The 24,927-nt window shown below is 75.6% G+C and carries 25 protein-coding genes; 7 read left to right on the top strand and 18 right to left on the bottom strand.

Annotated features, from left to right (window positions below; all coding sequences use genetic code 11):
* Positions 1-58 precede the first annotated feature (58 nt).
* Together ACI790_RS14595 and ACI790_RS14590 are read left to right on the top strand one after the other, a co-directional pair.
* Entirely contained in the window at positions 59-451 is a 393-nt protein-coding gene (locus ACI790_RS14595; RefSeq protein ID WP_456570503.1) for a pyridoxamine 5'-phosphate oxidase family protein, read from the top strand.
* A 10-nt stretch (positions 452-461) separates the two neighbouring features.
* The gene (locus tag ACI790_RS14590; RefSeq protein WP_456570502.1) at positions 462-1,019 is read left to right on the top strand and encodes a GNAT family N-acetyltransferase; all 558 of its coding nucleotides are present in this window, start codon (positions 462-464) and stop codon (positions 1,017-1,019) included.
* A gap of 47 nt (positions 1,020-1,066) precedes the next feature.
* Here the strand turns inward: ACI790_RS14590 and hpf are convergent, their stop codons facing one another.
* The 14 genes from hpf to ACI790_RS14520 form a co-directional block, all read right to left on the bottom strand.
* Positions 1,067-1,753 carry a ribosome hibernation-promoting factor, HPF/YfiA family gene (gene hpf / locus ACI790_RS14585; RefSeq protein WP_456570501.1) on the bottom strand — a complete coding sequence of 229 codons (687 nt, stop codon included), beginning with the start codon at positions 1,751-1,753 and terminating at the stop codon, positions 1,067-1,069.
* 39 nt (positions 1,754-1,792) lie between these two features.
* Entirely contained in the window at positions 1,793-2,581 is a 789-nt protein-coding gene (locus ACI790_RS14580; protein WP_456570500.1) for a ComF family protein, read from the bottom strand.
* Positions 2,582-2,652: 71 nt separating this feature from the next.
* Positions 2,653-4,386 (bottom strand): LpqB family beta-propeller domain-containing protein, encoded by a 1,734-nt coding sequence (locus tag ACI790_RS14575; protein ID WP_456570499.1) that lies wholly within the window; start codon positions 4,384-4,386, stop codon positions 2,653-2,655.
* Positions 4,383-6,107 carry an MtrAB system histidine kinase MtrB gene (gene mtrB, locus ACI790_RS14570; RefSeq protein ID WP_456570498.1) on the bottom strand — a complete coding sequence of 575 codons (1,725 nt, stop codon included), beginning with the start codon at positions 6,105-6,107 and terminating at the stop codon, positions 4,383-4,385. The genes ACI790_RS14575 and mtrB overlap by 4 nt, the downstream gene beginning before the upstream one ends.
* Positions 6,108-6,150: 43 nt before the next feature.
* On the bottom strand, positions 6,151-6,867 hold the full coding sequence (gene mtrA / locus ACI790_RS14565; protein ID WP_456570497.1) for an MtrAB system response regulator MtrA: 717 nt from the start codon (positions 6,865-6,867) through the stop codon (positions 6,151-6,153).
* A 103-nt stretch (positions 6,868-6,970) separates the two neighbouring features.
* Complete coding sequence (ahcY, locus tag ACI790_RS14560) at positions 6,971-8,455, bottom strand: adenosylhomocysteinase (RefSeq protein ID WP_456570496.1); 1,485 nt, start codon at positions 8,453-8,455, stop codon at positions 6,971-6,973.
* A gap of 172 nt (positions 8,456-8,627) precedes the next feature.
* Positions 8,628-9,518, bottom strand: a complete 891-nt coding sequence (locus ACI790_RS14555) for a GmrSD restriction endonuclease domain-containing protein (RefSeq protein ID WP_456570495.1) — start codon at positions 9,516-9,518, stop codon at positions 8,628-8,630.
* Positions 9,519-9,611: 93 nt separating this feature from the next.
* Positions 9,612-10,790 (bottom strand): mannose-6-phosphate isomerase, class I, encoded by a 1,179-nt coding sequence (manA, locus tag ACI790_RS14550; protein ID WP_456570494.1) that lies wholly within the window; start codon positions 10,788-10,790, stop codon positions 9,612-9,614.
* Between the two features lie 84 nt (positions 10,791-10,874).
* A complete protein-coding gene (locus ACI790_RS14545) occupies positions 10,875-12,623 on the bottom strand; it encodes a glycerol-3-phosphate dehydrogenase/oxidase (protein ID WP_456570493.1) in 1,749 nt (582 codons plus the stop codon).
* A gap of 26 nt (positions 12,624-12,649) precedes the next feature.
* Complete coding sequence (locus tag ACI790_RS14540) at positions 12,650-13,594, bottom strand: DUF808 domain-containing protein (protein ID WP_456570492.1); 945 nt, start codon at positions 13,592-13,594, stop codon at positions 12,650-12,652.
* Positions 13,595-13,669: 75 nt separating this feature from the next.
* Positions 13,670-14,815 carry an SIS domain-containing protein gene (locus ACI790_RS14535; RefSeq protein WP_456570491.1) on the bottom strand — a complete coding sequence of 382 codons (1,146 nt, stop codon included), beginning with the start codon at positions 14,813-14,815 and terminating at the stop codon, positions 13,670-13,672.
* A complete protein-coding gene (locus ACI790_RS14530) occupies positions 14,812-15,024 on the bottom strand; it encodes a Trm112 family protein (RefSeq protein ID WP_456570490.1) in 213 nt (70 codons plus the stop codon). The genes ACI790_RS14535 and ACI790_RS14530 overlap by 4 nt, the downstream gene beginning before the upstream one ends.
* On the bottom strand, positions 15,021-16,400 hold the full coding sequence (locus ACI790_RS14525; protein ID WP_456570489.1) for a phosphomannomutase/phosphoglucomutase: 1,380 nt from the start codon (positions 16,398-16,400) through the stop codon (positions 15,021-15,023). Before ACI790_RS14525 ends, ACI790_RS14530 begins: the two co-directional genes overlap by 4 nt.
* A gap of 96 nt (positions 16,401-16,496) precedes the next feature.
* Positions 16,497-16,847, bottom strand: a complete 351-nt coding sequence (locus ACI790_RS14520) for a DUF3499 domain-containing protein (RefSeq protein ID WP_456570488.1) — start codon at positions 16,845-16,847, stop codon at positions 16,497-16,499.
* Positions 16,848-17,067: 220 nt separating this feature from the next.
* On the opposite strand from ACI790_RS14520, the gene ACI790_RS14515 reads away from it, so the two are divergent.
* Positions 17,068-17,535 (top strand): metallopeptidase family protein, encoded by a 468-nt coding sequence (locus tag ACI790_RS14515; protein WP_456570487.1) that lies wholly within the window; start codon positions 17,068-17,070, stop codon positions 17,533-17,535.
* A gap of 45 nt (positions 17,536-17,580) precedes the next feature.
* Positions 17,581-18,480: a hypothetical protein gene (locus tag ACI790_RS14510; RefSeq protein WP_456570486.1), complete on the top strand. Its 900-nt coding sequence runs from the start codon at positions 17,581-17,583 to the stop codon at positions 18,478-18,480.
* Between the two features lie 46 nt (positions 18,481-18,526).
* Here ACI790_RS14510 and ACI790_RS14505 read toward each other — a convergent pair whose 3' ends face one another.
* From ACI790_RS14505 to ACI790_RS14490, 4 genes are all read right to left on the bottom strand, one after another.
* Positions 18,527-19,372, bottom strand: a complete 846-nt coding sequence (locus ACI790_RS14505; RefSeq protein ID WP_456570485.1) for an SDR family oxidoreductase — start codon at positions 19,370-19,372, stop codon at positions 18,527-18,529.
* Positions 19,369-20,364, bottom strand: a complete 996-nt coding sequence (gene rfbB, locus ACI790_RS14500) for a dTDP-glucose 4,6-dehydratase (protein WP_456570484.1) — start codon at positions 20,362-20,364, stop codon at positions 19,369-19,371. Before rfbB ends, ACI790_RS14505 begins: the two co-directional genes overlap by 4 nt.
* 127 nt (positions 20,365-20,491) lie before the next feature.
* A complete protein-coding gene (locus ACI790_RS14495; RefSeq protein ID WP_456570483.1) occupies positions 20,492-21,304 on the bottom strand; it encodes a GNAT family N-acetyltransferase in 813 nt (270 codons plus the stop codon).
* A gap of 103 nt (positions 21,305-21,407) precedes the next feature.
* A complete protein-coding gene (locus ACI790_RS14490) occupies positions 21,408-21,779 on the bottom strand; it encodes a WhiB family transcriptional regulator (protein WP_456570482.1) in 372 nt (123 codons plus the stop codon).
* Positions 21,780-22,020: 241 nt separating this feature from the next.
* Between ACI790_RS14490 and cofD the strand changes: the two genes are divergently transcribed.
* Genes cofD through rfbA form a run of 3 tightly spaced genes read left to right on the top strand, consistent with a single transcriptional unit; the run spans position 22,021 to position 24,918 of the window.
* Positions 22,021-22,968 (top strand): 2-phospho-L-lactate transferase, encoded by a 948-nt coding sequence (cofD, locus tag ACI790_RS14485; protein ID WP_456570481.1) that lies wholly within the window; start codon positions 22,021-22,023, stop codon positions 22,966-22,968.
* Entirely contained in the window at positions 22,961-24,022 is a 1,062-nt protein-coding gene (locus ACI790_RS14480; RefSeq protein ID WP_456570480.1) for a coenzyme F420-0:L-glutamate ligase, read from the top strand. Before cofD ends, ACI790_RS14480 begins: the two co-directional genes overlap by 8 nt.
* A 29-nt stretch (positions 24,023-24,051) precedes the next feature.
* Positions 24,052-24,918 carry a glucose-1-phosphate thymidylyltransferase RfbA gene (gene rfbA / locus ACI790_RS14475; RefSeq protein WP_456570479.1) on the top strand — a complete coding sequence of 289 codons (867 nt, stop codon included), beginning with the start codon at positions 24,052-24,054 and terminating at the stop codon, positions 24,916-24,918.
* Positions 24,919-24,927 lie beyond the last annotated feature (9 nt).

Genomic DNA, 24,927 nt, shown 5'->3' with positions numbered 1-24,927 from the left:
CGCGGTCCGCGACGCGGGCAGGGCCTCCCCGGATGCGCGCCCGGCCTAACCTCCATCCGTGCCGCACGACCTGGACGACCTCGGCCCCGACCTGCTCGCCTTCCTCACCGAACGCCACCTGGCCACGCTGACCACGCTGCGCCGCGACGGGACCCCGCACGTCGTGCCGGTGGGCGTCACCTACGACCCGGCGACGCGGACGGCGCGGGTGATCACCTCCGGCGGCTCGGCGAAGGCACGCCACGTCCGGGACGGGCAGACGCGGGTCGCCGTCTGCCAGGTCGACGGCCGTCGCTGGGTCACCCTCGAGGGGACGGCGGTGGTCCGGGGCGACACCGCCTCGGTCGCCGACGCCGTCGCGCGCTACGCGGTCCGGTACCGGCAGCCCCGGGAGAACCCGGCGCGGGTGGTGGTCGAGATCTCGGTCGACCGGGTCCTCGGCAACGCGTGAGGATCGGGCGGTGACGCTCGACCTCTCCGCCGTCGACCTGACCACCGAGACGCTGCACACCGAGCGGCTGGTGCTGCGGCCCCACCGCCCCGCCGACGTCGACGCGGTGCACCGCGCCTGCCAGGACGCCGCCGTCCAGCGGTGGCTGCCGATGGTGCCGGCGCCCTACACGCGGGCGGACGCCCGGGCGTTCGTCGAGGAGACCACCCCCGGCGAGCGGGCCACGGGCGCGGCGCTCGGCTGCGCCGTCGAGGCGGCGGGTGAGTTCGCCGGGACGGCGACCCTGCGGCTGGCGACCGGCGAGCTCGGGCCGGCCGTCGGGTACTGGATCGCCCCGGAGGCGCGCGGGCGCGGGTACGCCGCGGAGGCGGCGCACGCGCTCGCCGAGTGGGCGCTGGCCCTGGGCGCGCCGCGGGTGCACCTGTTCGCCGAGGTGGGCAACGCCGCCTCGCAGGCGACGGCCCGGCGGGCCGGGTTCCGCCAGGAGGGCGTCGTCCGCGCGTGCCTGCCCGACCGCGCCGGCGGCCGGGTCGACGCGGTGCTCTTCGGGCGGGTCGCCGGGGACTGACCCGGCGGTCGGGCGGGAGTGCGGACGCGCCGCACCCCCGCCCGCGGTCAGACGCCGGCCGAGGTGGCCACCGGCTGCCCGGCCGGCGCGCTGCCGTCCGGGGAGACGGGGGCGAGCCGGATCAGGCCGTAGTCGTAGGCGTGCCGGCGGTAGACCACGGTGGGCACGCCGGTGTCGGCGCACTGGAACAGGAAGAAGTCGTGGCCGACCAGCTCCATCTCGTGCAGGGCCTGGTCGACGGTCATGGGCGTCGCGGGATGGTGCTTCTCCCGCACGACGCGCCCGGGCAGGTGCTCGTCCAGGTCGGTGACGTGCGGCCCGGAGGCGAGCTCGCGGTCGAGCTCGAGCTGCTGCTCGATGCCCAGCTCGGGATGCCCGGCGTCCAGCGCCGCGCCGGTCACGCGCACGCTGTCGGGCGTCCGGCGGCCGTGGTGCACCCGGCGGCGGTCGGCGGCCCGGCGCAGCCGGTTGTCCAGCTTCCCCGACGCCAGGTCGAGGGCGGCGTAGAAGTCGGGGCCGGCCGCCTCGGCGCGGACGACGGGGCCCTTGCCGCGGAGGGTGATCTCCACCCGCTGGCAGCTGGCCGACTGGCGGGGGTTCTTCTCGTGGAACAGCTCCACGTCGATGCGGGACAGCTTGGCGTCGAACCGCTCCAGCTGACCGACCTTGTCCTCGACGTGCTGGCGGTAGTGCTCAGGGACCTCGACGTTGCGACCACGGACCACGATCTCCATGAGACCTCCCGGTTGGGGCGGGGATTGGTCGCTTCGACGCTAGTCCCTCCTCCGGGGCCGCGACAGTCGATCGAGGTCGTCGCGGAGGACCGTCCCTGGCCGGAACCCGCCGGGTCCGGCGGAGCCGGCCGATGGACACGCGGGCTCCCTCGGCGTGGCGGCCACGACCGCCGCCACGACGGAGAGCCCGGCCGGCCGGGCGCCGGTGGCCAGCACCGTCGCCGCCTCGGTGAGGGTCGCACCGGTGGTCACCACGTCGTCGACCAGGACCAGCAGCGCACCCGTCGGCCGGTGGTCCCGGTCGAGCACGAACGTGCCGGCGAGGTTGGCCCGCCGCTCGGCGACCGTGAGCCCCGCCGAGTCGCGGATCCGCCCCCGGCGCCGCAGCGCGCGGCTCTCGGCGGCGGCCACGCCGGCGGCCCGCAGCTCGGCCACCGCTCGCGCGGTCAGCTCCCGCACGTGGTCCCGGCCGCGGGCCCGGACGGCGGCCGCCGAGGCCGGCACCGGCACGAGCAGGACCGGCGGTCGCCCGTCCACACCCAGCCGGACCGCGGCGACGGCGAGGGCGAGCGCGGTCCCCAGCGGTGCGGCCAGCTCCGCCCGCCCCTGCTCCTTGAAGGCGTTGACCGCCGGGCGGACCGGGCCCGCGTAGCCCCCGGCCGCGACCGTCGGCGGGAAGCCCGGCGGGAACCGCCGGGGCTGCGCCAGCCGGGGCGCGGCGAGCAACCGCGCGCAGCCGCGGCACAGCACCGCGCCGGGCAGCCCGCAGCCCGCGCAGGTGCGGGGCAGCACCAGGTCGGCCAGCGCCGACAGCACCGGGATCCCCACCGCCCCAGCCTGCCCGGCCGGCCGCCGGTCAGGCGGCCCGCGCCGCCATCTGTGGACGGCCCGGCCCGGCCTCAGAGCGGGTAGAACGGCGCCGTCCCGGGCAGCGGCTCGGCGCCGCGCACCAGGGTCACCCAGGTGCCGCCGGCCAGCTGCCAGACGGTGTCACCGGCGCTCACCAGCGCCTGGCGCAGCGGCGCGACGCCGAGCGCGGTCGGCTGGCTGGGCAGGCCGGACGTCGGCACCAGGGCCAGCCCCCAGCCGTCCACGCCCACCGAGTACGGGACGATGCGGTCCTCGCCCTCGTCCCCGGCCAGCACGAGCAGGTTGCCGCTGTCCCGCCAGCCGACGTCGATGACCCCGGCGAGCGTGGGGGCCACGTTGCGCAGGTCGCGCAGCACCACGGCGCCGTCGTCGGAGCGGACCACGGTGCCCACGTGCAGCCGCCGCCCCTGCGGCCCGTCGACCACCACCGCGGCGCGGACGCCGTCCGGCGAGAGCTGCAGCACCTCGGCCCGGCCCAGCCCGGGCAGGGTCGGAGCGGCCACCGGCTGCGGTGGCCCCCCGGCCGGGACGCGCACGAGCTCGGCGCCGTCGCGCACCACCCACGCCTCGGTGCGGGTGGCCGCGACCGTGGGCGCGCTCAGCGTGCGGGCGCGCAGCACCGGGGTCAGCTCCCCGCCGTACGGGCCGGCGAGGAGCGTGGCGCCGCCGTCCTCGGCACGCACGCCGGCGAGGAAGGAGAGCTGCCCGGTGGCCGAGTCGGCCGCGATCGCCGCGCTGCTCAGCCCGTAGACGCCGGTCCCCGCCGGGCCGGGGGCCGGCTCCCCCGCGGCGACGGTGCGCAACGCGCCGTCGACGATGTAGTGCCCCACCCCGTCGACCGGCACGGCGTCCGGGTCGAAGGAGGCCCAGTCCTCGACGGTCTGCTGCACCGGCACGCCACCCGGTGTCACCGGCTCGCCGTCGAGCAGCACGACGACGTTGGTGATCCGGGGCCGGTCCAGCTGCTGCAGGTTCCACACCAGCTGCGCGCTGATCTCGGCCAGCACCGGCGAGGGCTCCGCCGGCAGGCCGGTGAGCTCCACGGTCGCCGTCTGCCCCTCGACGGTGACCGCGCGGACCAGCTCGACCCCGTTGAGCGGGTTGCGGACCCCGGCCGCCAGCGGCGCGGACGGGCCGGTGATCAGCCGCTCGACCAGGGCGGTGGGCTGGGACTCGCCGCGGATCAGGTAGCGCGGGTCCGGGACCACGCGCTGCCCGGTCCAGTCGAGGAAGTAGGCGGCGATGCCGTCGTAGAGCCGGCGGAAGTCCGGCTCCAGCATGATCAGGCCGTCCGGCGGCGTGCTGATCCGCCACTCGCCGTTGACCTGCTCCAGGCTGAACGTGCGGGTGAACACCCCCCGCTCGGCCGCGGTGAAGATGCCCCGCGGGTCGACCGTCCCGATCAGGTTGGCGGTCACCGTGACGGCGCCGGCGTCGGTGGTCACCACGGCGAAGTCGGTGCCGATGACGCTGATCCCGCTCTCGTCGGGAGCCCACGCCTCGGCGGCCCCCGGCGTGAGGTACTGGCGGGCGACGGGGTGCCGGCGGACCGTGCTGGCCGCCGCGTTGATGAAGTCGCGCACGATCTCCTCGGCGCTGGCACCCGCCTCCGGCGGCAGCGGCTCGATGCCGACCGCCTGCGGCACCCGCGCCGGCGCCTGGGTGATCTCCACCACCGGCGACTCGGTGGGCACCGTCGAGCACGAGACCAACGGCAGCACGGCGGCCAGGAGCACGGCCGCGAGCAGCCTGCCCCGGCTCACGAGTGCACCCCCGGGCGCCGCAGCTTGACCGGGCGCAGCGGGAGCGGGGAGCTGGTCAGGTCGGCGCCCGCGACCAGCGGCAGGGTGAGCCGGAACTGCGCGCCGGCGCCGGGCTGGCCCCACACCTGCAGCCACCCGCCGTGCAGGCGCGCGTCCTCCAGGCTGATCGACAGCCCCAGCCCGCTGCCGCCCACCGTGCGCACCCGGGACGGGTCGGCCCGCCAGAAGCGGTCGAACACGTGCTGGGCCTCGCCCGAGCTGAGGCCGACCCCGTGGTCGCGGACGGTGACCGCGGCGGCCGAGCGGTTGGCCGCCAGGGTGATCTCCACCGGGTGCCCGGAGCCGTGCTCGATGGCGTTGCCGACGAGGTTGCGCAGGATGCGTTCGACCCGGCGGGCGTCGACCTCGGCCAGCACGCCCTCGGCCGGGTGGCTCACCTGCAGCTCGCACCCGTGCCGCTCGGCCAGCGAGGTCATCCCGTCGACGACCCGGGCGACCAGCACGCCCAGGTCGGTCGGCGCCGAGTCCAGCACGGCCGCTCCGGCGTCGTACCGGCTGATCTCCAGCAGGTCGGTCAGCAGCGCCTCGAACCGGTCCAGCTCCGCCCGCAGCAGCTCCGCCGAGCGGGCGACGTGGGCGGGGAAGTCGCCCCGGGCCTCGTGCAGCACCTCGGCGGCCATCTGCACCGTGGTCAGCGGGGTGCGCAACTCGTGCGAGACGTCGGAGGTGAACCGCTGCTGCAGCTGGGAGAGCCCCTCCAGCTGGGTGATCTGGCGCTGCAGGCTGTCGGCCATCGCGTTGAAGCTGGTGGCCAGCCGGGCCAGGTCGTCCTCGCCCCGGACCGCCATCCGCTCCTCGAGCTGCCCCTCGGCCAGCCGCTGGGCGGTGCCGGCCGCCTGCCGCACCGGGTCCACGACGAGCCGGGTGACCAGCACGCCGATGCCGACGACGAGCAGCGTGAGGGCGACCCCGCTGATCACCACGGTGCTGCGGATCAGCGAGAGGCTCTCCTGCTCCTGCTGGAGCGGGAAGACGTAGTACAGCTCGATCTGGTCGGGGCCCGTCGCGTCACCGGTGACCGGCGCCCCCACCAGCAGGCTGGGCCGGAGCTCGCCGGAGGCGCCCGGGACCATGTCGTACTTGGACGCCTGGCTGCCGGCGTCGACGGTGGCCCGCAGGTCGGTCGGCAGCGCCGTGTACAGCGGGCGGCGGTTGGTGGCCGGACGGTCGCGGTCGCCGGTGCGGTATACCATCACGACGTCGAAGTCACCGGCCGCGCCGCCGCGGTCGAGCAGCTGGTTGACCGTGCGGGCCAGGGTGGCCCGGACGCTGGCGGCGTCGCCCGTGGCGATGCCGGCCACCTCGCTCTGCGCGTACACGACCCCGGCCTGGACCTGGTCGATGGCGGCCTGGCGCTTCACGTCGAGCAGCTGGTCCTTGATCTGGCTGAACAGCACCATGCTCACGATCACCACGACGGTGCCGGCCAGCAGCATGGTGATCGCGCCGATGCGGACCTGCAGCGACGACCGCCACGCGTGGACGGCGCGCGCGGCGAGCCGCCGGGTGCTCCGCTGCGCCCGGCGGCGAGCCCGCCCGGCGCGCCGGCGCAGCCCGCGGCGCAGGCGCAGCAGCCGCCCACGTGCCCGGGGTCCGGGACCGGGCGGCCGCGAGGGGTGCTCGGACCCGGCGCCCGTCTCGGGGGTCCGGGTGGCGGTCACCGCCCCAGTGTTCCCCAACCGGCACCCGGAACCGGGACCCCGCTCACGGCGGGCCGGCCTTGTAGCCGACCCCGCGCACGGTCAGGACGACCTCGGGCTTCTCCGGGTCGCGCTCGACCTTGGCCCGCAGCCGCTGGACGTGCACGTTGACCAGACGGGTGTCGGCGGCGTGCCGGTAGCCCCACACCTGCTCCAGCAGCAGCTCGCGGGTGAACACCTGCCGCGGCTTGCGGGCCAGGGCCACGAGCAGGTCGAACTCCAGGGGGGTCAGCGCGATCGGGACGCCGTCCCGGGTGACCTGGTGGGCCGGGACGTCGATCTGCACGTCACCGATGCTCAGGTTCTCCGCCTGGCCGGTCTCGCCGCGGCGCAGCTGGGCGCGGACGCGAGCCACCAGTTCGACCGGCTTGAACGGCTTGGTGACGTAGTCGTCGGCGCCGGCTTCCAGGCCCTGGACGACGTCGATCGTGTCGCCCTTGGCGGTGAGCATGACGATCGGCACGGTCGACTGCGTCCGGATGTCCTGGCAGATCTGCAGGCCGTTGCGGCCGGGCAGCATCAGGTCCAGCAGCACCAGGTCGGGCCGGGTCTGCTGGAAGACCCCCACCGCGCGGTTGCCGTCGGAGACGAAGGCCGGCTCGTACCCCTCGCGCCGCAGCACGATGCCGAGCATCTCGGCGAGGGCGGCGTCGTCGTCGACGACGAGGACACGGCCGCGGCTGGGACCGTTCTGCGGAGCGGTGGGGGGCACGGCGACCATTCTGCGCGACGGACCCCCGAAAATGCTCTGCCCCGCCCGGGGAGATCCCCCGGGCGGGGCGGAACGTGCTGATCAGCCGGCCGCTACGGCGGCGACGACGGGCTCAGTAGCGGTAGTGGTCGCTCTTGTAGGGACCCTCGACCGGCACGCCGATGTAGTCGGCCTGCACCTTGGTCAGCTCGGTCAGCTTGACGCCGAGGGCGTCGAGGTGGAGCCGGGCGACGTGCTCGTCGAGCTTCTTCGGGAGCACGGTGACGCCGGGGGTCTGCCCCTCGTAGGCAGCCCGGTTGTTCCACAGCTCGATCTGCGCCAGCGTCTGGTTGGAGAACGAGGCGCTCATGACGAAGCTGGGGTGCCCGGTGGCGTTGCCCAGGTTCAGCAGCCGGCCCTCGGAGAGCACGATGATCGTGTGGCCGTCGGCGAACCGCCACTCGTCGACCTGCGGCTTGATGTTCGTCCTCACGACGCCGGGGGTGCGCGCCAGGCCGGCCATGTCGATCTCGTTGTCGAAGTGGCCGATGTTGCCGATGATCGCCTGGTGCTTGGTCGAGGCCAGCTGCTCGGCGGAGATGATGTCCTTGTTGCCGGTCGTGGTGATGATGATGTCGGCCTTGCCGATCACCTCGTCCAGCGTGGTCACCTCGTAGCCGTGCATGGCGGCCTGCAGGGCGCAGATCGGGTCGATCTCGGTGACGATCACGCGCGCGCCCTGGCCGCGGAGGGACTCCGCGCAGCCCTTGCCGACGTCGCCGTAGCCGCAGACCACGGCCACCTTGCCGCCGATCATGACGTCGGTGGCGCGGTTGAGACCGTCGATGAGCGAGTGGCGGCAGCCGTAGAGGTTGTCGAACTTGCTCTTGGTGACCGAGTCGTTGACGTTGATCGCCGGGAAGAGCAGGCGGCCGTCGCGGGCGAGCTCGTAGAGCCGCATGACACCGGTGGTGGTCTCCTCGGTGACGCCCTTGATGCCCTGGCCGATGCGGGTCCAGTACGAGCCGTCCTCGGCGAGCGTGCCGCGGAGGGTGTCGAGGATGACCCCGTACTCCTCGGAGTCGGCCTCGGTCGTGTCGGGGACGACGCCGTCGGCCTCGAAGCGGGTGCCGAGGTGCACCAGCAGGGTGGCGTCGCCGCCGTCGTCGAGCAGCATGTTCGGGCCGACGACCTCGCCGCTGGAGTCGCGGAACTCGAACAGGCGCTGGGTGCACCACCAGTACTCGGGCAGCGTCTCGCCCTTCCAGGCGAAGACCGGGACGCCGGCGGGCTCCTCGGGGGTGCCGTCGCCGACGACGATGGCGGCCGCGGCGTGGTCCTGGGTGGAGAAGATGTTGCAGGAGACCCAGCGGACGTCCGCGCCCAGCGCGGTCAGCGTCTCGATGAGGACGGCGGTCTGCACGGTCATGTGCAGGGAGCCGGCGATGCGCGCGCCGGCGAGGGGCTGGGCGTCGCCGTACTCGGCGCGCAGCGCCATCAGGCCGGGCATCTCGTGCTCGGCGAGCTGGATCTCCTTGCGGCCGAACGGCGCGAGGGAGAGGTCGGCGACCTTGAAGTCGCCCTCGGTCAGCGTGCGGGTGCCGGTGCTGGCGGTCATGAAAGCTCCAGGTGTGCCCGGCGCGGCGGCCGGGCGGTGCAGTCGGATGCAGGGTCGCTTCGATCCCCGGTACCGGGGAGAGCGAGCATGCCGAGGCTTCGGCGGGGCTCGTGCCGTGTCCCAGGATAGGCGGCGGCCGCAAGCCCGTCGCCCGTCGACCACCCGGGCGGGGTCAGCCCTCGCAGCCGACCCCGTCGCCGTCGCCGTCGAACGACGGCCGCCAGCCGGGGTCGCCGGTGCGGATCGGAGCGGCGCCCGCGGCCCGCACGGCGCCGCAGTCGGCGTAGGACGGCCCGTCCGGGAGAGCCGGCTCCGGCTGCCCGGCGACGGGGACCGCCGCGGGCAGCGGCTCGTCCGGGCAGGTGCCGAGCACGGTCGCCATGGCGTCCTTCTCCGCCCGGGTCACCCACAGCCCGTAGCCGGCCTTCACCGCCACCTGCCGGGCGACGTACGCGCAGCGGTACGCCGTCGCCGGCGGCAGCCAGGTGGCTGCGTCGCCGTCGCCCTTCTGCATGTTCAGCGGGCCGTCGACGGCCAGGAGGTTCAGCGGGTCGTTGGCGAAGGCCTTCCGGGTCGCGGCGTCCCACTGCTGGGCGCCCTTCTGCCAGGCGTCGGACAGCGCGACGACGTGGTCGATCTGCACGTCGTCGCTGGTGTCCTGGCCGCGCCGGAAGTCGATCGTCCGGCCCGAGTAGGGGTCGGCGAGCGTGCCGGTGCGCACGACGCAGTCCCGGGTGTCCGGGACGAACGTCTCGCCGGTGAGGTCGCGCGCCAGGACGTCGTTGCGGGTGTCGCAGCCGTTGCGGTCGGTGTCCACCCAGCCGTCGCCGAACCGGTCGCGGTCGTAGCCGGTCCGCGGCGCCCGGCCCTTGACCGGGAGCCCGTCGAGCGCCGCCAGCGCCGGGCCGGCCGACGCCGGGGTGCCCTCGACGCCGGCAGCCGGGGCGGCCGTGGTCCCGTCACCGCTCTCGGCGACGTCGGCGACCTCGCAGCCGGTCAGCACCACCGCGAGGCCGAGGGCCAGGGCGACGGCGAGCGGCCGGGACCGGGGTCGGACGTGCACGGAAACTCCCCCACCGGCCGGATCTGCGGACCGGTCGACGCTAGGCCGGTGGGCCGCCCGCCCGGCGGCGCAACGCCGGGACGCCGCTGCCGGTCAGATGACGTTCGTCGTCGTCCGGTAGAGGACGGCGGGGCCGCGGGCGGTGACCGGTGTCCCGGCCGGGAGGAAGGCCGCGCACCCCTTCGCCAGGGCGAGCTCCTCGCCCTCCGCGGAGGCGAGCACGGCCGACCCCTCGGTGCAGAGGAGCAGCTGCGGGCCGCGAGTGGTCAGCGTGCCGGACTGCTCGTCCAGCTGGCACCGGGTCAGGTCGAAGTCCTCGACCGGCACGGGGTACCGCAGGCCGCCGGGCCCCAGCACCGGGTGGATCACCGGCACCCGGCCGTCGGAGAAGTCGAGCACCTCGATCAGCGCCGCGAGGTCGACGTGCTTGGCGGTCAGCCCTCCGCGGAGGACGTTGTCCGAGCTGGCCATCACCTCGACGCCGGCGCCCGAGAGGTAGGCGTGCAGGTTCCCCGCCGGGAGGAACACCGCCTCCCCGGGCGAGAGCTTGAGGTGGTTGCACATCAGCGAGATGACCACGCCGGGGTCGCCCGGATAGGTCTCGGCGAGCGTGGCCGCCCAGCGGTAGGTGTTGATGAACTCCGGGTCATGGGCGGCCACGAACCGGGCGGCCGCGGTGGCGACGGCGGACACCAGCTGGGTCCGCCGCTTGCCGGTCAGCGCCAGCAGCTGCGGGATGACCGCCCGCAGGCCGCCGCGCGCCAGGGCGGCGATGGTCGGCTTGAGCTCGGGCACCTGCAGCTTGGCCAGGCAGTGCAGCGACTCCTCCACCGGCCGGAACCCGCAGAGCGCCTCGAAGGTGGTCAGCGCGAGCAGCAGCTCCGGCTTGTGGAACGGGTCCTTGAACGTCCGCGTCGGGTCGTCGTGCGGGATGCCGGCGGCCTCCTCGGCGGCGTACCCGGCCCGGGCCTGCTCCGTCGTGGGGTGCGCCTGCAGCGACAGCGGGGTGTCGGCGGCGAGCACCTTCATGAGGAACGGCAGGCGCGGGCCGAAGCGCTCCAGCACCGGGGCGCCGAGCAGTGTCCCGGGGTCCTCGGCGATCGCCTTGTCCAGCGGCCGGCCGTCGGCCAGCGTGCTCGGCTCGTCCGGGTGCGCGCCGACCCACAGCTCGGCGTGCGGCCGGTCGGCGGGCACGGCCTCACCGAGGAGGTCGGGGATGACGGTCCGGCTACCCCAGGGGTAGTACCGCACGCCGTTGCTGAGCTGCCACATCGTCTGCGCAGGTTACGTCGCCCGCGCGGCCCCCGGAACGCGCCCTCACCCGCGGGTGCGCACCCCGCGGGCGGGGGGGCGCGCTCAGACCGCGGCGCGCACGTCCGGCGCCCCGAGCCGGGCGGCGTCGGCGGTCCGGTCGTCGGGCATGCGCTGCGACTCGCGCTCGGCGTCGACCCGGGCGGCGTAGTGGGTGACCTCCCGGGCGGTCCGCTCCTCGTCCCAGCCGAGGACGCCCGCCATGAGGTCCGCCACCTCCGCGGCGGACTCGACCCCGCGGTGCGGCGTCTCGATCGAGATCCGGGTGCGCCGGGTGAGCACGTCGTCGAGGTGCAGGGCCCCCTCGGCCGTCACCGCGTGCACCACCTCCGCGGCCAGGTGGTCGGGAGCGCCGGTCAGCGGCCGGCCCAGCGCGGGGTCGCTCCGCACCAGGCCCAGCACCGCCGTCACCTGGTCGCCGTGGCGCTCCAGCAACCGCGCGACGGCGTCCTCCGGGACCCCGTGCTCGGCGGCCAGCCCGGCCGCCCGGTCCCGGACGCCGGCCCAGCCGCGCGCGCCGACCAGCGGCAGCTCGGCCGTGCGCGATCGCGGCGCACCCGGCAGCCCTTCGACCGCGGCGTCGACGGCGTCGGCCGCCATCACCCGGTACGTCGTGTACTTGCCACCGGCCACCAGCACCAGTCCCGGCACGGGGGTGATGACGGCGTGCTCGCGGGAGAGCCGGCTGGTGTCGTCGGACTCGCCCGCCAGCAGCGGCCGCAGGCCGGCGTACACCCCGACGACGTCGTCGGCGGTGAGCGGGCGGGTGAGCACCCGGTTGACCTGGTCGAGCAGGTAGCCGATGTCGGCGCTGCTCGCAGCCGGGTGGGCGCGGTCGAGCCGCCAGGGCGTGTCGGTGGTGCCGACGATCCAGTGCTCCCGCCACGGGATCACGAACAGCACGCTGGTGGGCGTGCGCAGGATCAGCCCATCCGGGTCGACGTCGGCGCCGTCGATCGCCGCCCGGGGCACCACCAGGTGCACGCCCTTGGAGGCCCGCACCTTCAGGCTGGGGGCCGAGGTCCCGAGCATCTCCCCCACGTCGTCGCTCCACACCCCGGTGGCGGCGATGACGCTGCGGGCGCGGACGGTGAACGAGGAGCCGTCGGTCAGGTCGGCCACCCGGACGCCGACGACCGGCGCGTCGGCCGCGTCGCCGTCGCGCAGCAGGCCGACCACCCGGGCGCTGGAGAGGGCGTGCGCGCCGTACCCGGCCGCCGTCCGGACCACCGCGAGGGTGTGCCGGGCGTCATCGACCTGGGCGTCCCAGTAGCGGATCGCGCCCCGGACGACGTCGCGGCGCAGCGCCGGGAAGGCCGCCAGCACGGCCCGCCGGGACAGGTGACGGTGCCGTGGCACCACCCGGTCGCGGGTGAATGCGGCGCCGAGCACGTCGTAGAGCGCGACGCCCGCCCCGTAGTAGGCGCGCTGCCAGACCGGCGCGGTCAGCGGCAGCAGGAACGGCAGCGGCCGCACCAGGTGCGGGGCGATGGTGGCGACCAGCCGGGACCGCTCCTTGAGCGCCTCGCGCACCAGCGGGAAGGCCAGCTGCTCCAGGTAGCGCAGCCCGCCGTGGACGAGCTTGCTGGACCGGCTGGAGGTGCCGGCCGCCCAGTCCCGGGCCTCCAGCACCCCCACCGACAGACCACGGCTGGCGGCGTCCAGCGCGGCGCCCGCGCCGGTCACCCCGCCCCCGATCACCAGCACGTCGACGACCCCGTCGGCCAGCCGGGCGCGGTCGGCCCGCCGCCGCGCGGGGGACAGCGCGGTGCGGTCGGTCGTCCCCGGTCCCATGCCCTCCACCGTCCCCCCGCCGGCCCTCAGTGCGACTCGGCGCCGGCCTTCTTGCGGTGCACCGTCAGGCTCATCACGAGCACGACCAGCGCACCGACGACCAGGCCCAGCACGGCGCTGCCCAGCGTGTTGACCAGCCAGCCCACGACCCCGCCGAGGGCGCCGGTCGCGTCGTGCGCGGCCTCCTCCAGGTGGTGCACGAACTCGTAGAGCGGGTGGAAGCCCAGCTCGTCGGTGCCGAGCAGGATGATGTGCCCGCCGACCCAGAGCATCGCGGCGGTGCCGACGACGGTGAGCGCGGTCAGCAGCTTCGGCATCCCCTTCACCAGCCCGCGGCCGAGCGCGGCCACGCCCTTCGAGGACCGCTGGGACAGGCTCAGCCCGACGTCGTCCATCTTCACGATGAGGCCGACGACGCCGTACACGAGGACGGTGATGCCCACGGCGACGACGAGGAGGATGATCGCCCGGGACCAGAACGCCTCGGTGGCCACCTCGTTGAGCGAGATCACCATGATCTCGGCCGACAGGATGAAGTCGGTGCGCACCGCTCCGGTCACGATCGTGCTCTCGTCCGGGAGCGCGTCCTCCACCGTCGCGTGCGACTCGGTGTGGCCGCTGATCCGGTGCCAGATCTTCTCCGCGCCCTCGTAGCAGAGGTAGGCGCCGCCGACCATCAGGATCGGGGTCAGCAACCACGGCAGGAACTGGCTGAGCAGCAGGATCGCGGGCAGGATGATCAGCAGCTTGTTGCGCAGCGAGCCCAGCGCGATCTTGCGGATGATCGGCAGCTCGCGCTCGGCGTTCAGGCCGTGCACGTACTGGGGCGTGACCGCGGTGTCGTCGACCACGACACCGGCCGCCTTCATGCTGGCCCGCCCGGCAGCTGCGCCGATGTCGTCGATCGAGGCGGCGGCCGCCCGGGCCAGCACCGCCACGTCGTCGAGCAGGGCTACGAGTCCACCCGCCAAGGGAAGTCCTTCCGATCGGTCAGCACCGGTGTGCTGTCGCCATGATGGTGGACCGTCCGCGGGCCCCGCGCGTCCTCAGGACCGCAGCGCCCGCTCGACGTCCAGGGCCAGCGCCAGGTAGACGGCGCTGAAGTCGGCGACGGCGAGCTGGCGCGCCAGCCGCGGCAGCCGCGAGTAGCGCTCCGGGTCGCCGTGCTCGGCCAGGCCGCTGACCGGCACGTTGTGCGCGGCGGCGGTCCGCAGCACCTGCTGCATCGCCTCCTCCGCCGAGCGCGGCTCCCGCTCCCCCGCGCCGTCGAGCCCGGCCGCGTCGCTGTCCCGGATGGTGAGCAGCCGCAGCCGGCGCCCGCTGTCGTCGGCGCGGTCGCGGAAGAAGTCGTCGGCGCCGTCGCGCGGCGCCAGCGGCCCCCCGAGCACGGCGCACGCCGCGACCCGCTGGTCGGGCAGCCGGAACCCGGTGACCGGCAACCCCGCCAGGGTCGCCAGCTGGTCGGCCACGCGGGTCGCCGCGGCGCCGGCGAGCGGGCCCTCCGCGGCGATCACCGGCAGGGCGTCGAGCAGCTCCAGCGCCAGGGTCTTCGCCGGGTTGACGAACGACTCGCGGGCCGGCCCGCACTCCGCGGCCACCTCGTCGAGCGCGGCCGCCACCGCCTCGGTGTCGGCCACGCCCTCCGCGAGCAGCCGTAGGTCCGTGGCCAGCCGCAGCATCGGGGTGAGCAGCGACCACAGCGCGGTGTGCCGCACCCGGCTGCGCGGCAGGGCGACGTAGGGCGCCCGGGCAGTGGAGCAGGCGGCGCGCAGCGGTGCGTCGTCGGCGCCGATGCCCACCAGGGAGACCCCGCGGCGGGCCGCCTCGTAGGCGGGTGCGACCGCGTACGCGCCCGCCCCCGTGCGGGTGACGACGACCGCGATGTCGCTGGGGCCGGTCCACACCGGCAGCGCGGGGCCGGGGACGACGTCGACGGTGACCGGGCTGGCCGGCCCGAGCAGGGCGCGCAGCACCGAGGCGGCGACGGCGCCCTCCCGCCGGGCCACGATCACCAGCCCACGGGGCCGGCCGCCCTCGGTGACCCGGCCGAGGCCGGCCTCCTCGGTCAGCCGCCCGGTCTCCCGGACCTGCGCACCGGCGCCGGCCACCGCCGGCAGCAGGCCGCGGGGGTCCCGGGCGCGCAGCAGCTCGAGGTCGTCGAGGACCTCCTCGGCGAGCTCGGGCGAGGTCATGACGAGCGGTGCCGCGCCTCGTCCAGGAGGAGCACGGGGATGCCGTCGCGGACGGGGAAGCCCCGGTCGCAGGTCGCGCAGACCAGCTCACCGGCCGCCTCGTCGACGGTCAGCGGGGTGTGGTGGGTGTCGGGGCAGGCGAGGATCGGCAGCAGCTCCGGATCCAGCCCCAGGGGGCCGCCGGTCGCACTGCTCTGGGTTCCGGTCACTTCTGCTCCTGTTCCGCGCGCACGGTGCTCAGTACCCGGTCACGCAGCTCGATCATGCGCGCCGTGTCCGACGCCTCGACGTTGAGCCGCAGCAGCGGCTCGGTGTTGCTGGCCCGCAGGTTGAACCACGCGCCGTCGGGGAGCTCGACGGTCAGCCCGTCGAGCTCGTCGACGGTCGCGCCCTCCTGCTCCTCGAACAGCTCGCGCACCGCGGCCGTCCGCTCCGCGGCGTCGGTCACGGTGGAGTTGATCTCACCGGAGGCGGCGTACCGGGAGTAGGCGGCGGTCAGCTCCGACAGCGTCCGGCCCTGCTCCCCCAGCGCGGCGAGCACGTGCATGGCCGCGAGCATGCCGGTGTCGGCCCGCCAGAAGTCGCGGAAGTAGTAGTGCGCGGAGTGCTCGCCGCCGAAGACGGCGTCGGTGCGGGCCATCTCGGCCTTGATGAACGAGTGGCCGACGCGGGTGCGCACCGGCTGGCCGCCGTGCTCCCGGACGATCTCCGGCACGGCGCGCGAGGTGATCAGGTTGTGGATGATCGTCGTCCCCCGGCCCTTGGCCAGCTCGCGCACCGCCACCAGCGCGGTGATCGCCGAGGGGCTGACCGGCTCCCCGCGCTCGTCCACCACGAACACCCGGTCGGCGTCACCGTCGAAGGCCAGGCCGATGTCGGCGCCGTGCTCGACGACGGCCCGCTGGAGGTCGACCAGGTTGGCCGGGTCCAGCGGGTTGGCCTCGTGGTTGGGGAACGAGCCGTCGAGCTCGAAGTACAGCGGGACGACGTCCAGCGGCAGGCCGGCGAGGACCACCGGCACCGTGTGCCCGCCCATGCCGTTGCCCGCGTCGACGACGACCGTCACCGGCCGGATCGTGGACAGGTCGACCAGCGAGCGCAGGTGGGCGGCGTACTCGCCGAGCACGTCGCGCGCGCTGACCGTGCCGACCCGGCCGGGCTCGCGGTCGTAGCTGTCGCGCTCGGCCCACTCGCGGATGGTGACCAGCCCGGAGTCCTGCCCGATCGGCGCCGCCCCCGACCGGCACATCTTGATGCCGTTGTACTGCGCGGGGTTGTGGCTGGCCGTGAACATCGCCCCCGGCATGCCGAGCGAACCGGCGGCGAAGTACAGCAGGTCGGTGGAGCCGAGGCCGGCCTCGACGACGTCGACGCCGCGGGCGATGACCCCCTCGGCGAACGCCCGGGACAGCGGGACGGAGGACTCCCGCATGTCGTGCGCGGTGACCACCGCCGTCGCGCCGCTGTCGGCGATCACGAACTCGGCGAACGCCGCGCCGATCGCGCGCGCGACGTCCTCGTCCCACTGGTCGGGGACCACCCCACGGACGTCGTAGGCCTTGATCAGCGCCGAGAGATCGGACAACGCCGCCCATCCTCGCAGTCGGGACTGCCGCGACCGGGTGACCAGCGGCGTCGCCGACCCTAACGGCGGGACCTGCACCTCAGCGCGAGGGGCGCCTCAGGGCAGGTCGGGGAGCACGCGCAGGTGCCCGCGGCGGAGGCCGCGGCCGTCGTCGGCCGGGTCGCGCACCGGCTCGGGCCGGGCGGCCTCGCGGACGGCGTCGGCCAGGGCCAGCAGGTCGTCGCCGGTCGGGCCGACGTCGTCGAGGTCGATCTCGTGGCGGACGACCTCCCAGCCGCGCGGCACCGTCAGCCGCTCGGCGTGGAACTCGCACAGGTCGTAGCTGTGCGGTTCGGAGAACGTCGCCAGCGGGCCGACAACGGCCGTCGACTCCGCGTACACGTAGGTCAATGTCGCCGCTGCCGGTTGCGCGCAGCCGCTGCGCGAGCAGCGACGTGACTGCCTCACCACCGGTTCCTCACGCGAGGCACAGTAACTCCGCCCGGCGGTGCGCGACAGCAGGCACACCGGGAATCCCGCCGCGACGCACCATCCTGCACGATGACCCCGTGGGCATCGTCACCGGTCGGGCACGGGTTCCGGGCGGGTCGGGCGCGACCGGGGGAACAGCCCGGCCGGCCGTTCCCGGCCGCGGCGTGCCACCCCTCGCCGTACCCTTCGACCCGTCATGAGCCGCCCTCCCCGCCGCCGCACCCGTTCCCGCCGCGACCGCCACGGTCGCGGCCTGCGCGGTCGCCTGGTGCCCACGCAGGTCCCCCTCTCGCGCAGCCGCGCCGAGCAGTTCGACGACCTGGTGCTCGACGCGGTCGAGGACCTCGAGCGGCGCTGGGAGCGGGAGCTGGCCGGCGTGGAGTTCGCCGTCGAGGACGTGCCGTGGGTGGAGCACACCGACCCGGACGAGGCGCTGCTGGACTCCGACGTGCTCGACGACGCCGGTGTCCCGCTGGCCCGGCTGCTGCCCGCCCACCGGGAACAGGGCCAGGACGTCCCGCCGCGCATCGTCGTCTACCGGCGACCCCTGGAGCTGCGCGCGCACGACCGCGAGGACCTCGCCGACCTGGTGCGCGACGTGGTGGTCGACCAGGTGGCCACCCTGCTGGGGCGGGACCCCGAGGAGATCGACCCCACCGGCTGACCGCGCGCCGCCGGGGCCGCGGGCCCGGCTGAGATGCTGGGCGGGATGGACGCCGCCACCGCCGCCGCCTGGCTCGTCCTCGGCGTGGTCCTGGGCGTCCTCGCGGTGGGTGCCGTCGTCGCCGGCGTGGCCGCCGCCCGCCGCCGGGGCGCCGGGACCCGCGAGCGGGCTCCCGCAGCCCGGGACGAGCCGGTCGACGACCTGGCCGACTTCCTGGCGCACCCGCCGGGCACCCGGCCGGAACCGCCGGCGCCCGCCGGGTGGGCGACGCTGGCCCCCGCGCCCCCCTCGGCACCGGCGCCACCCGTCGTGGAACACCGGCTCGGCCACCTCCCGGCGGCCGCGCTCTGCGTCGCCGCCCTGGTGCTGGTCGGCACCGCCGCCGCCGTCGTGGCCGGTACCGACCGGCCGCCGGCGGCCGCCCCGGCGACGACGCCGCCGCGGACGTCCGGCCTCCCGCCGGGTGACGACGGCGGCACGGGCGCCGTCGCCGTCGACCTGGCCTTCGGCGGGCTCGTCCTCGAACCGCGGGCGGTGGGCATCACCGCCGCCTATCCGGAGGTGGCCGGGACGGCCGGCGACGACGCGGCGCGCATGGCGCTGCGCCTGCCCACCTGGAACTGCCTCACCGCCGAGCCCCCGCCCGACCCGGTGGCGGCCGGGTGCGTCGCCACGCCGGTCGAGCACGGCACCCTCGGGCCGGCGGACCTGCGGATCGCCCGTGACGGCGACCGGCTGACCCTGCGCGGCCGGGTCGCCACCGCCACGCACCCGGCGGGCTCGGCACCCCGGCCCACCGGGCGGGTCTACGACGTCGAGCTGACCGTGGCGCCGGGCGGAGAGGCGGGACCCGACGGCGTCCGCCCCGCCGCCGCGTGGCTGCGGCTCGGCGCGGGGACGGCCACCGCCGACGAGGGCCGCAGCGTGCTGCGCCCCGCCGGCTGAGCACCGGCCCGGCCGGAGGTGCCCGGACGACCGGGAACCGGCCGGCTCAGCCCGGCTGCCCGAGGTACGCCCGCAGGGCCTCCCGCCAGTCGCGGGGGGCGAACCCGGCGGCGCGGATGCGGCCGAGGTCCAGGACGCTGTTGAGCGGCCGGGGTGCGACGCCGGTCCGCCCGGCGAAGTACTCGGCGGTGCTCACCCGGACGACGTCCCCGGCGGAGCGGCCGCGGGCGGTGAAGACCGCCTCCGCGACGTCGGCCCAGGAGGCGGGCTCGCCGTCGCCGGTGAGGTTGTAGGTGCCGTACGGGGCGCCGGTCGCGACCAGGTGGCGGATGCCGGCGGCCAGGTCGGTGGTGGCGGTGAGCCGGCCGACCTGGTCGTCGACCACCGACGGGGAGATCCCGCGGTCGGCGAGCCCGGCCATGGTGCGCACGAAGTTGCCGCCCTCCCCCACCACCCAGGTGGTGCGCACCAGCCAGTGCCGCTCGACGGCGACGGCGCAGGCGTCGCCGTCGGCCTTGCTGCGCCCGTAGACGCTGAGCGGGGACGGCGGCGCGTCCTCGGGGATCGGACCGGGGTGCGTGCCGTCGAAGACGTACTCGCTGGACAGGTGCACCAGCCCCGCGCCGACCCGGTCGGCGGCCTGCGCGAGGTGCCAGACGGCGTCGACGTTGGCGGCGCGGACGGCGGCGAGGTTGGCCGGGTCCTCCGCGGCGTCGACGGCGGTCCAGGCTGCCGCGTTGAGGACGACGTCCACCCCGGTCCAGTCGAACGCCCGCACGGCGGCGGCGTCGGTGACGTCGAGCGCGGCGCGGTCGAGGGCGAGGGCGCCGGGGAACTCCCGCTGCAGGGCGCGGCCGAGCTGCCCGGCCGCACCGACGATGACGGCCCTCACTGGCCGCGGGCGGCGTAGGCCGCCTCGACACCGTCCTTGAGCGGGCGCCACCAGGCCTCGTTCGCCCGGTACCAGTCGACGGTGGCGGCCAGGCCGTCGCGGAAGTCGGTGTACCTCGGGGTCCAGCCCAGCTCGGTGCGCAGCTTGGTGGCGTCGATGGCGTACCGCAGGTCGTGCCCGGCGCGGTCGGGAACGGAGTCGAAGGCGTCGGCCGGCTGCCCGGTCAGCTCCAGGATCAGCCCGAGCACCTCGCGGTTGTCCTTCTCGCCGTCGGCGCCGATCAGGTAGGTCTCGCCGGAGCGGCCGCGGTCGAGGATCGCGTGCACCGCGGAGTTGTGGTCGTCGACGTGGATCCAGTCCCGGACGTTCTGGCCCGCGCCGTAGAGCTTGGGGCGCCGGCCGCAGAGCACGTTGGTGATCTGCCGCGGGATGAACTTCTCCACGTGCTGGTAGGGCCCGTAGTTGTTCGAGCAGTTGGAGATGGTGGCGTGGATGCCGAAGGAGCGCACCCACGCGCGCACCAGCAGGTCGGAGCCCGCCTTGGTCGACGAGTACGGGCTGCTCGGGTTGTACGGCGTCTCGGGGGTGAACTTCGCCGGGTCGTCGAGCTCGAGGTCGCCGTAGACCTCGTCGGTGGAGATGTGGTGGTAGCGGACGCCGTGCCTGCGCACGGCCTCCAGCAGCGTGAACGTGCCGACGACGTTGGTCTGCAGGAACGGCGACGGGTCGCGCAACGAGTTGTCGTTGTGGCTCTCGGCGGCGAAGTGGACGACGACGTCGCAGCGGGCCACCAGCCGGTCGACCACGTCGGCGTCGGCCACCGAACCGTGCACGAACTCGATGTCGTCGCGGACGGCGGCCAGCGACGCCTCGTTGCCCGCGTAGGTGAGCGCGTCGAGGACGACGAGCTCGAACTCCGGGTGGTCGCGCAGGGTCTGGTGCACGAAGTTGGCGCCGATGAAGCCGGCGCCCCCGGTGACGAGCATGCGCATCGCCTGCTGAACCTCCGCCGTCGCGTGCCCGGGGCTCCGCCCGGGCGGCACCCGCTCCGTCAGCGGGATGTCTGAGCGATGGACGGTAGCCGAACCCCCGGTCCGCCGAGGCCCGTTCTCACCCGCCTCAGCGAGGCCAGCCGCGCGCCGGCGCGGTCAGGCCGGCCACGGGGGCGCCCATCCCGGTGCGCAGGCCCGCACTCCCGGGGGTCCCCCACCACGGCCACCGGTCGTCGCCGTCCACGAGGCTCAGCAGCCCGGCCCGCAGCCGGTCGCCGTCGGGCACCACCGCGACCTCGAGCCGGCCGACGGCGGCGTGCAGCCGAGCCGCGGCGCGCAGGAAACCGCGCGACCGGCGATCGGGCTCCGCGGCCAGCAGGGCGGGCAGCCAGCGCTCCAGCCGGCGTGGATCGCGGCTCCGCTCGACCGCACCGGCGCCGTCGAGCTCGTCGACCAGCAGGGTGCTGCGCGTGGTGGCCAGCACGGCGGTCGGCAGCCGGGCGGCCAGCGCGCGGGCGGTCGGGTCGCCCAGCGGCAGCCCGGTCAGCCGCAGCGCCCACGGGCCGCGCAGCGAGTCCAGGAAGCCGACCACCCCGTCCGCCAGCGCCGCGGCGGCGTCGTCGTCCCGGGCCGGCAGCCGGGCGGACGGGCGCCCAGCGGGGATGTGCGGGTGGTCCTGGCCGAGCAGGGTGACGGTGGCGATCGGACCGCGGCGGCGCAGGGCGAGGAACGCCGCCGCCCGGGGTGGGCCGCCGAGGCCGTCGTCGACCACGACGGCGAGGGGCCGGGCCGGCGACCGGCGCGCGGCGCCGTCGTTCAGGACGGCGGTCAGCCAGGGCGCCCGGGCGGGGACCGGAGCGGCCAGGGCGGCGGCGAGCCCGTCGGCGGCCCGCACCTCGCGGACCACCCGGGCGCGGCCGAGGGCGACGCGGGGGGGCATGTGCCGAACAGAACCACAGCCGCCGACGGGTTCCGGCGGCGGCTGTGGGTGGTGCGGTCCCGGCCGCGTCCGGTCGGGGGAGGGACGCGGCGGGGACGCCGGATCAGATGGCGCGGCGGCGCAGCCGGCGGCGCTCACGCTCGGAGAGCCCACCCCAGATGCCGAAGCGCTCGTCGTTGGCCAGCGCGTACTCCAGGCAGTCGGCCTTGACCTCGCAGCCGGTGCAGATCTTCTTCGCCTCCCGGGTCGAGCCGCCCTTCTCGGGGAAGAACGCCTCCGGGTCGGTCTCGGCGCACAGCGCGCGCTCCTGCCACGACTGGGTGTCCGGCTCCAGCCCGAAGCCGGAGAAGCCGACGAACGGCTGCCCGGTGCCCTGACCCGCCCCCGGGCCCGTGCCGTGGCCGGCGTTCCCCGGACGGTCGGCCGACCGCTCGGTCCCGTGCACGTAATCGCTCAACCACGACACCTCAGCCATGACGGTGCGTCCCCTCTCGCTCTCGTCCCGGTGCGCGGCCGGCAGGACGTTCCCGGGCCGATCAGCACTCGTTGACACCGCCGGAATTACACGCGTGTCGTTGCCCGGCCGTCAACTTCGCCCGGTGTAAGCGACACGCCACACCAGCCCCATCCGCCCCAGGGCGTTCGTCACATCTCGTGGGAGCCCCCGACACGCCCGGCGAACAGTCGACAAGTGCTCATCGGGCACCATGCGTTTCGTGCAGATCGTCGTGCTGGCTGGTGGGACCGGTGGGGCTCGATTCCTCCGGGGGGTCCGCGCGGCGGCTCCCGAGGCGGAGATCACGGCCGTGGTCAACACCGGCGACGACGTCACCCTGCACGGGTTGCGCATCTGCCCGGACCTCGACACCGTCGTCTACACCCTCGGTGGCGGCATCGACGAGGAGCGCGGCTGGGGCCGCGCCGGGGAGTCGTGGACGGTCAAGGAGGAGCTGGCCGCCTACGGCGCCGACCCGGCCTGGTTCGGGCTCGGCGACCGCGACCTCGCCACGCACCTGATCCGCACCCGGATGCTCGACGCGGGCTACCCGCTCTCCCAGGTGACCGCGGCGCTGGCCGACCGCTGGCAGCCCGGTGTCACCGTGCTGCCCATGAGCGACCAGCGGGTGGAGACGCACGTCGTCGTCCTCGACCCCGACGACGGCCGGCCGCGCGCCATCCACTTCCAGGAGTGGTGGGTGCGCCACCGGGCCGCCCTCGCGGCGACGGCGTTCGTGCAGGTGGGGGTGGATGCCGCCCGCCCGGCCCCGGGCGTGGCCGAGGCGTTCGCCGCCGCCGACGTCGTCCTGCTGGCGCCCTCGAACCCGGTGGTGTCGATCGGGACGATCCTCGGCGTGCCGGGGCTGCGCGAGGCGCTGCTCGCCTCACCCGCCCGGACCGTGGGGGTGTCCCCGATCGTCGGCGGCGCGGTGGTGCGCGGGATGGCCGACCGGTGCCTGCCCGTCCTCGGCATCGAGGTGAGCGCCGAGGGCGTCGGCCGGCACTACGGCGCCCGCGCCGACGGCGGGCTGCTCGACGCCTGGCTGGTGGCCGAGGATGACACCGCCGAGGTCCCCGGGGTGGACGTGCGCCGGCTGCCGCTGCTCATGTCCTCGCCCGAGGCCACCACCGCGCTGGCCCGCGCCGCGCTCGACGCCGGTGCCTGAGCTCCCCGCGGGGATCTCCGTGCTCCCCGTCGCCGGCCTGCCGGAGTTCGGCCCCGGCGACGACCTGGCCGGTGCCCTCGCGGCGGCCGCGCCGTGGCTGGCCGACGGCGACGTCGTCGTCGTCACCTCGAAGGTGGTCTCCAAGGTGGAGGGCCGGCTGGTGCGGATCGAGCCCGGCGCCGACCGGGAGGCCGCCCGCCAGCGGGCGATCGACGGCGAGACGGTGCGCACGGTGGCCCGCCGGGGCCCGCTGAAGATCGTCCAGACGCCGCAGGGCTGGGTGGTGGCCGCGGCGGGCATCGACGCCTCGAACGTCGCCTCCGACACCCTCGTCCTCCTCCCCGAGGACGGCGACGCCTCCGCCCGCCGGCTGCGCGCGCGGCTGCGGGAGCTGACCGGTGCGGACGTCGCGGTGGTCGTGAGCGACACGTTCGGCCGGACGTGGCGGGAGGGCCTCACCGACGTCGCGGTCGGCTCGGCCGGGATCGCGGCCCTCGACGACCACCGCGGCGCCGTCGACGCGCACGGCAACCGGCTGGAGACGACCCGGGTGGCGGTGGTCGACGAGCTGGCGTCGGCGGCCGACCTGGTCAAGGGCAAGCTGGCCGGCGTGCCGGTGGCGGTCGTGCGCGGCCTGCCGCCGCGGCGCCCGGCCGAGGACGCCGACGAGGGCACCCGGCCGCTCGTGCGCCTGCCGGCCGACGACCTCTTCCCCTACGGCTCCCGCGACCTGGTCGGCTCCCGGGCACCGGCGGCCGGCCTCGTGCCCCGCCCCGGCGAGCGTGAGGCGACGGCCGCGGCGTTCCGGGTGGCCAGCGCCGCGCTGCCGGAGTTCCCCGTGGTGCTGCGGCACGGCGGGGAGGGCGACGGCGTCGTCGACGTCCACCTGCCCGACGCGGTGACGACGACGAGCGCGCTCAACGCCGGGGCGCTGATCGGCGCCGCGATCGTGCAGCTGCACGCGGAGGGCTGGGCCACCCGCTGGGAGCCGGCGCCCACGGCCGGCGGCACCTCACTCGTGGGGAGGTTGCGGCTCGGCCGATCCGGGTCCTGAACCGGCCGGCCTCGGTAGGGTCGCCGATCATGCGCGGGATCATCCTGGCCGGGGGCACCGGCAGCCGTCTGTTCCCCATCACGCAGGCGGTGAGCAAGCAGCTCATGCCGGTCTACGACAAGCCGATGATCTACTACCCGCTCTCCACGCTGATGATGGCCGGCGTCCGCGAGGTGCTGGTCATCACCACCCCCGGCGACAGCGCCGCCTTCCAGCACCTCCTCGGCGACGGCAGCCGGCTCGGGATGCGGATCGAGTACGCCGTCCAGCCGCGGCCCGAGGGGCTGGCGCAGGCGTTCCTGATCGGCGCGGAGTTCCTCGGCGGCGAGGCCGCGGCCCTGGTGCTCGGCGACAACATCTTCTACGGCGCGGGGCTGGGTACCGCGCTCTCCCGGCTGCCCGAGCCCGACGGCGGCCACGTCTTCGCCTACCACGTCGCCAACCCGCGCGACTACGGCGTCGTGGAGTTCGACGCCGACGGCCGGGTCCTCTCCATCGAGGAGAAGCCGGCCACGCCGAAGAGCTCCTACGCCGTGCCCGGGCTGTACTTCTACGCCGGCGACGTCGTCGAGGTCGCGCAGGGCATCACCCCCAGCGCGCGCGGCGAGCTGGAGATCACCGCGGTCAACGAGCACTACCTGCGGCAGGGGCGGCTCACCGTCACCGCCCTGGACCGGGGCACCGCCTGGCTGGACACCGGGACGTTCGCCTCGCTGCGCCAGGCGACCGAGTTCGTCTCCGTGGTCGAGGAGCGGCAGGGCCTGAAGATCGGTTGCATCGAGGAGGTCGCCTGGCGCAACGGCTGGCTGGACGACGACGGCCTGGTGCGCGCCGCCGGGCCGCTGGGCAAGAGTGGCTACGGGGACTACCTGCTGGGCCTGCTCGCCGACCGCTGAGCGCCCGGG

Source organism: Blastococcus sp. SYSU DS0539 (assembly GCF_054050855.1).
The sequence above is the reverse complement of the archived record's forward strand: the minus strand, read 5'-3'. Positions and strand labels throughout refer to the sequence as shown.

Bases quoted from the DNA above. Each gene is read 5' to 3' on its own strand.
- hpf (WP_456570501.1), bottom strand. From the start codon at position 1,753: ATGGAGATCGTGGTCCGTGGTCGCAACGTCGAGGTCCCTGAGCACTAC.
- mtrA (WP_456570497.1), bottom strand. From the start codon at position 6,867: ATGGTCGCCGTGCCCCCCACCGCTCCGCAGAACGGTCCCAGCCGCGGC.
- ahcY (WP_456570496.1), bottom strand. From the start codon at position 8,455: ATGACCGCCAGCACCGGCACCCGCACGCTGACCGAGGGCGACTTCAAG.
- manA (WP_456570494.1), bottom strand. From the start codon at position 10,790: ATGTGGCAGCTCAGCAACGGCGTGCGGTACTACCCCTGGGGTAGCCGG.
- ACI790_RS14545 (WP_456570493.1), bottom strand. From the start codon at position 12,623: ATGGGACCGGGGACGACCGACCGCACCGCGCTGTCCCCCGCGCGGCGG.
- ACI790_RS14535 (WP_456570491.1), bottom strand. From the start codon at position 14,815: ATGACCTCGCCCGAGCTCGCCGAGGAGGTCCTCGACGACCTCGAGCTG.
- ACI790_RS14515 (WP_456570487.1), top strand. From the start codon at position 17,068: ATGAGCCGCCCTCCCCGCCGCCGCACCCGTTCCCGCCGCGACCGCCAC.
- ACI790_RS14510 (WP_456570486.1), top strand. From the start codon at position 17,581: ATGGACGCCGCCACCGCCGCCGCCTGGCTCGTCCTCGGCGTGGTCCTG.
- rfbB (WP_456570484.1), bottom strand. From the start codon at position 20,364: ATGCGCATGCTCGTCACCGGGGGCGCCGGCTTCATCGGCGCCAACTTC.
- ACI790_RS14495 (WP_456570483.1), bottom strand. From the start codon at position 21,304: ATGCCCCCCCGCGTCGCCCTCGGCCGCGCCCGGGTGGTCCGCGAGGTG.
- ACI790_RS14490 (WP_456570482.1), bottom strand. From the start codon at position 21,779: ATGGCTGAGGTGTCGTGGTTGAGCGATTACGTGCACGGGACCGAGCGG.
- rfbA (WP_456570479.1), top strand. From the start codon at position 24,052: ATGCGCGGGATCATCCTGGCCGGGGGCACCGGCAGCCGTCTGTTCCCC.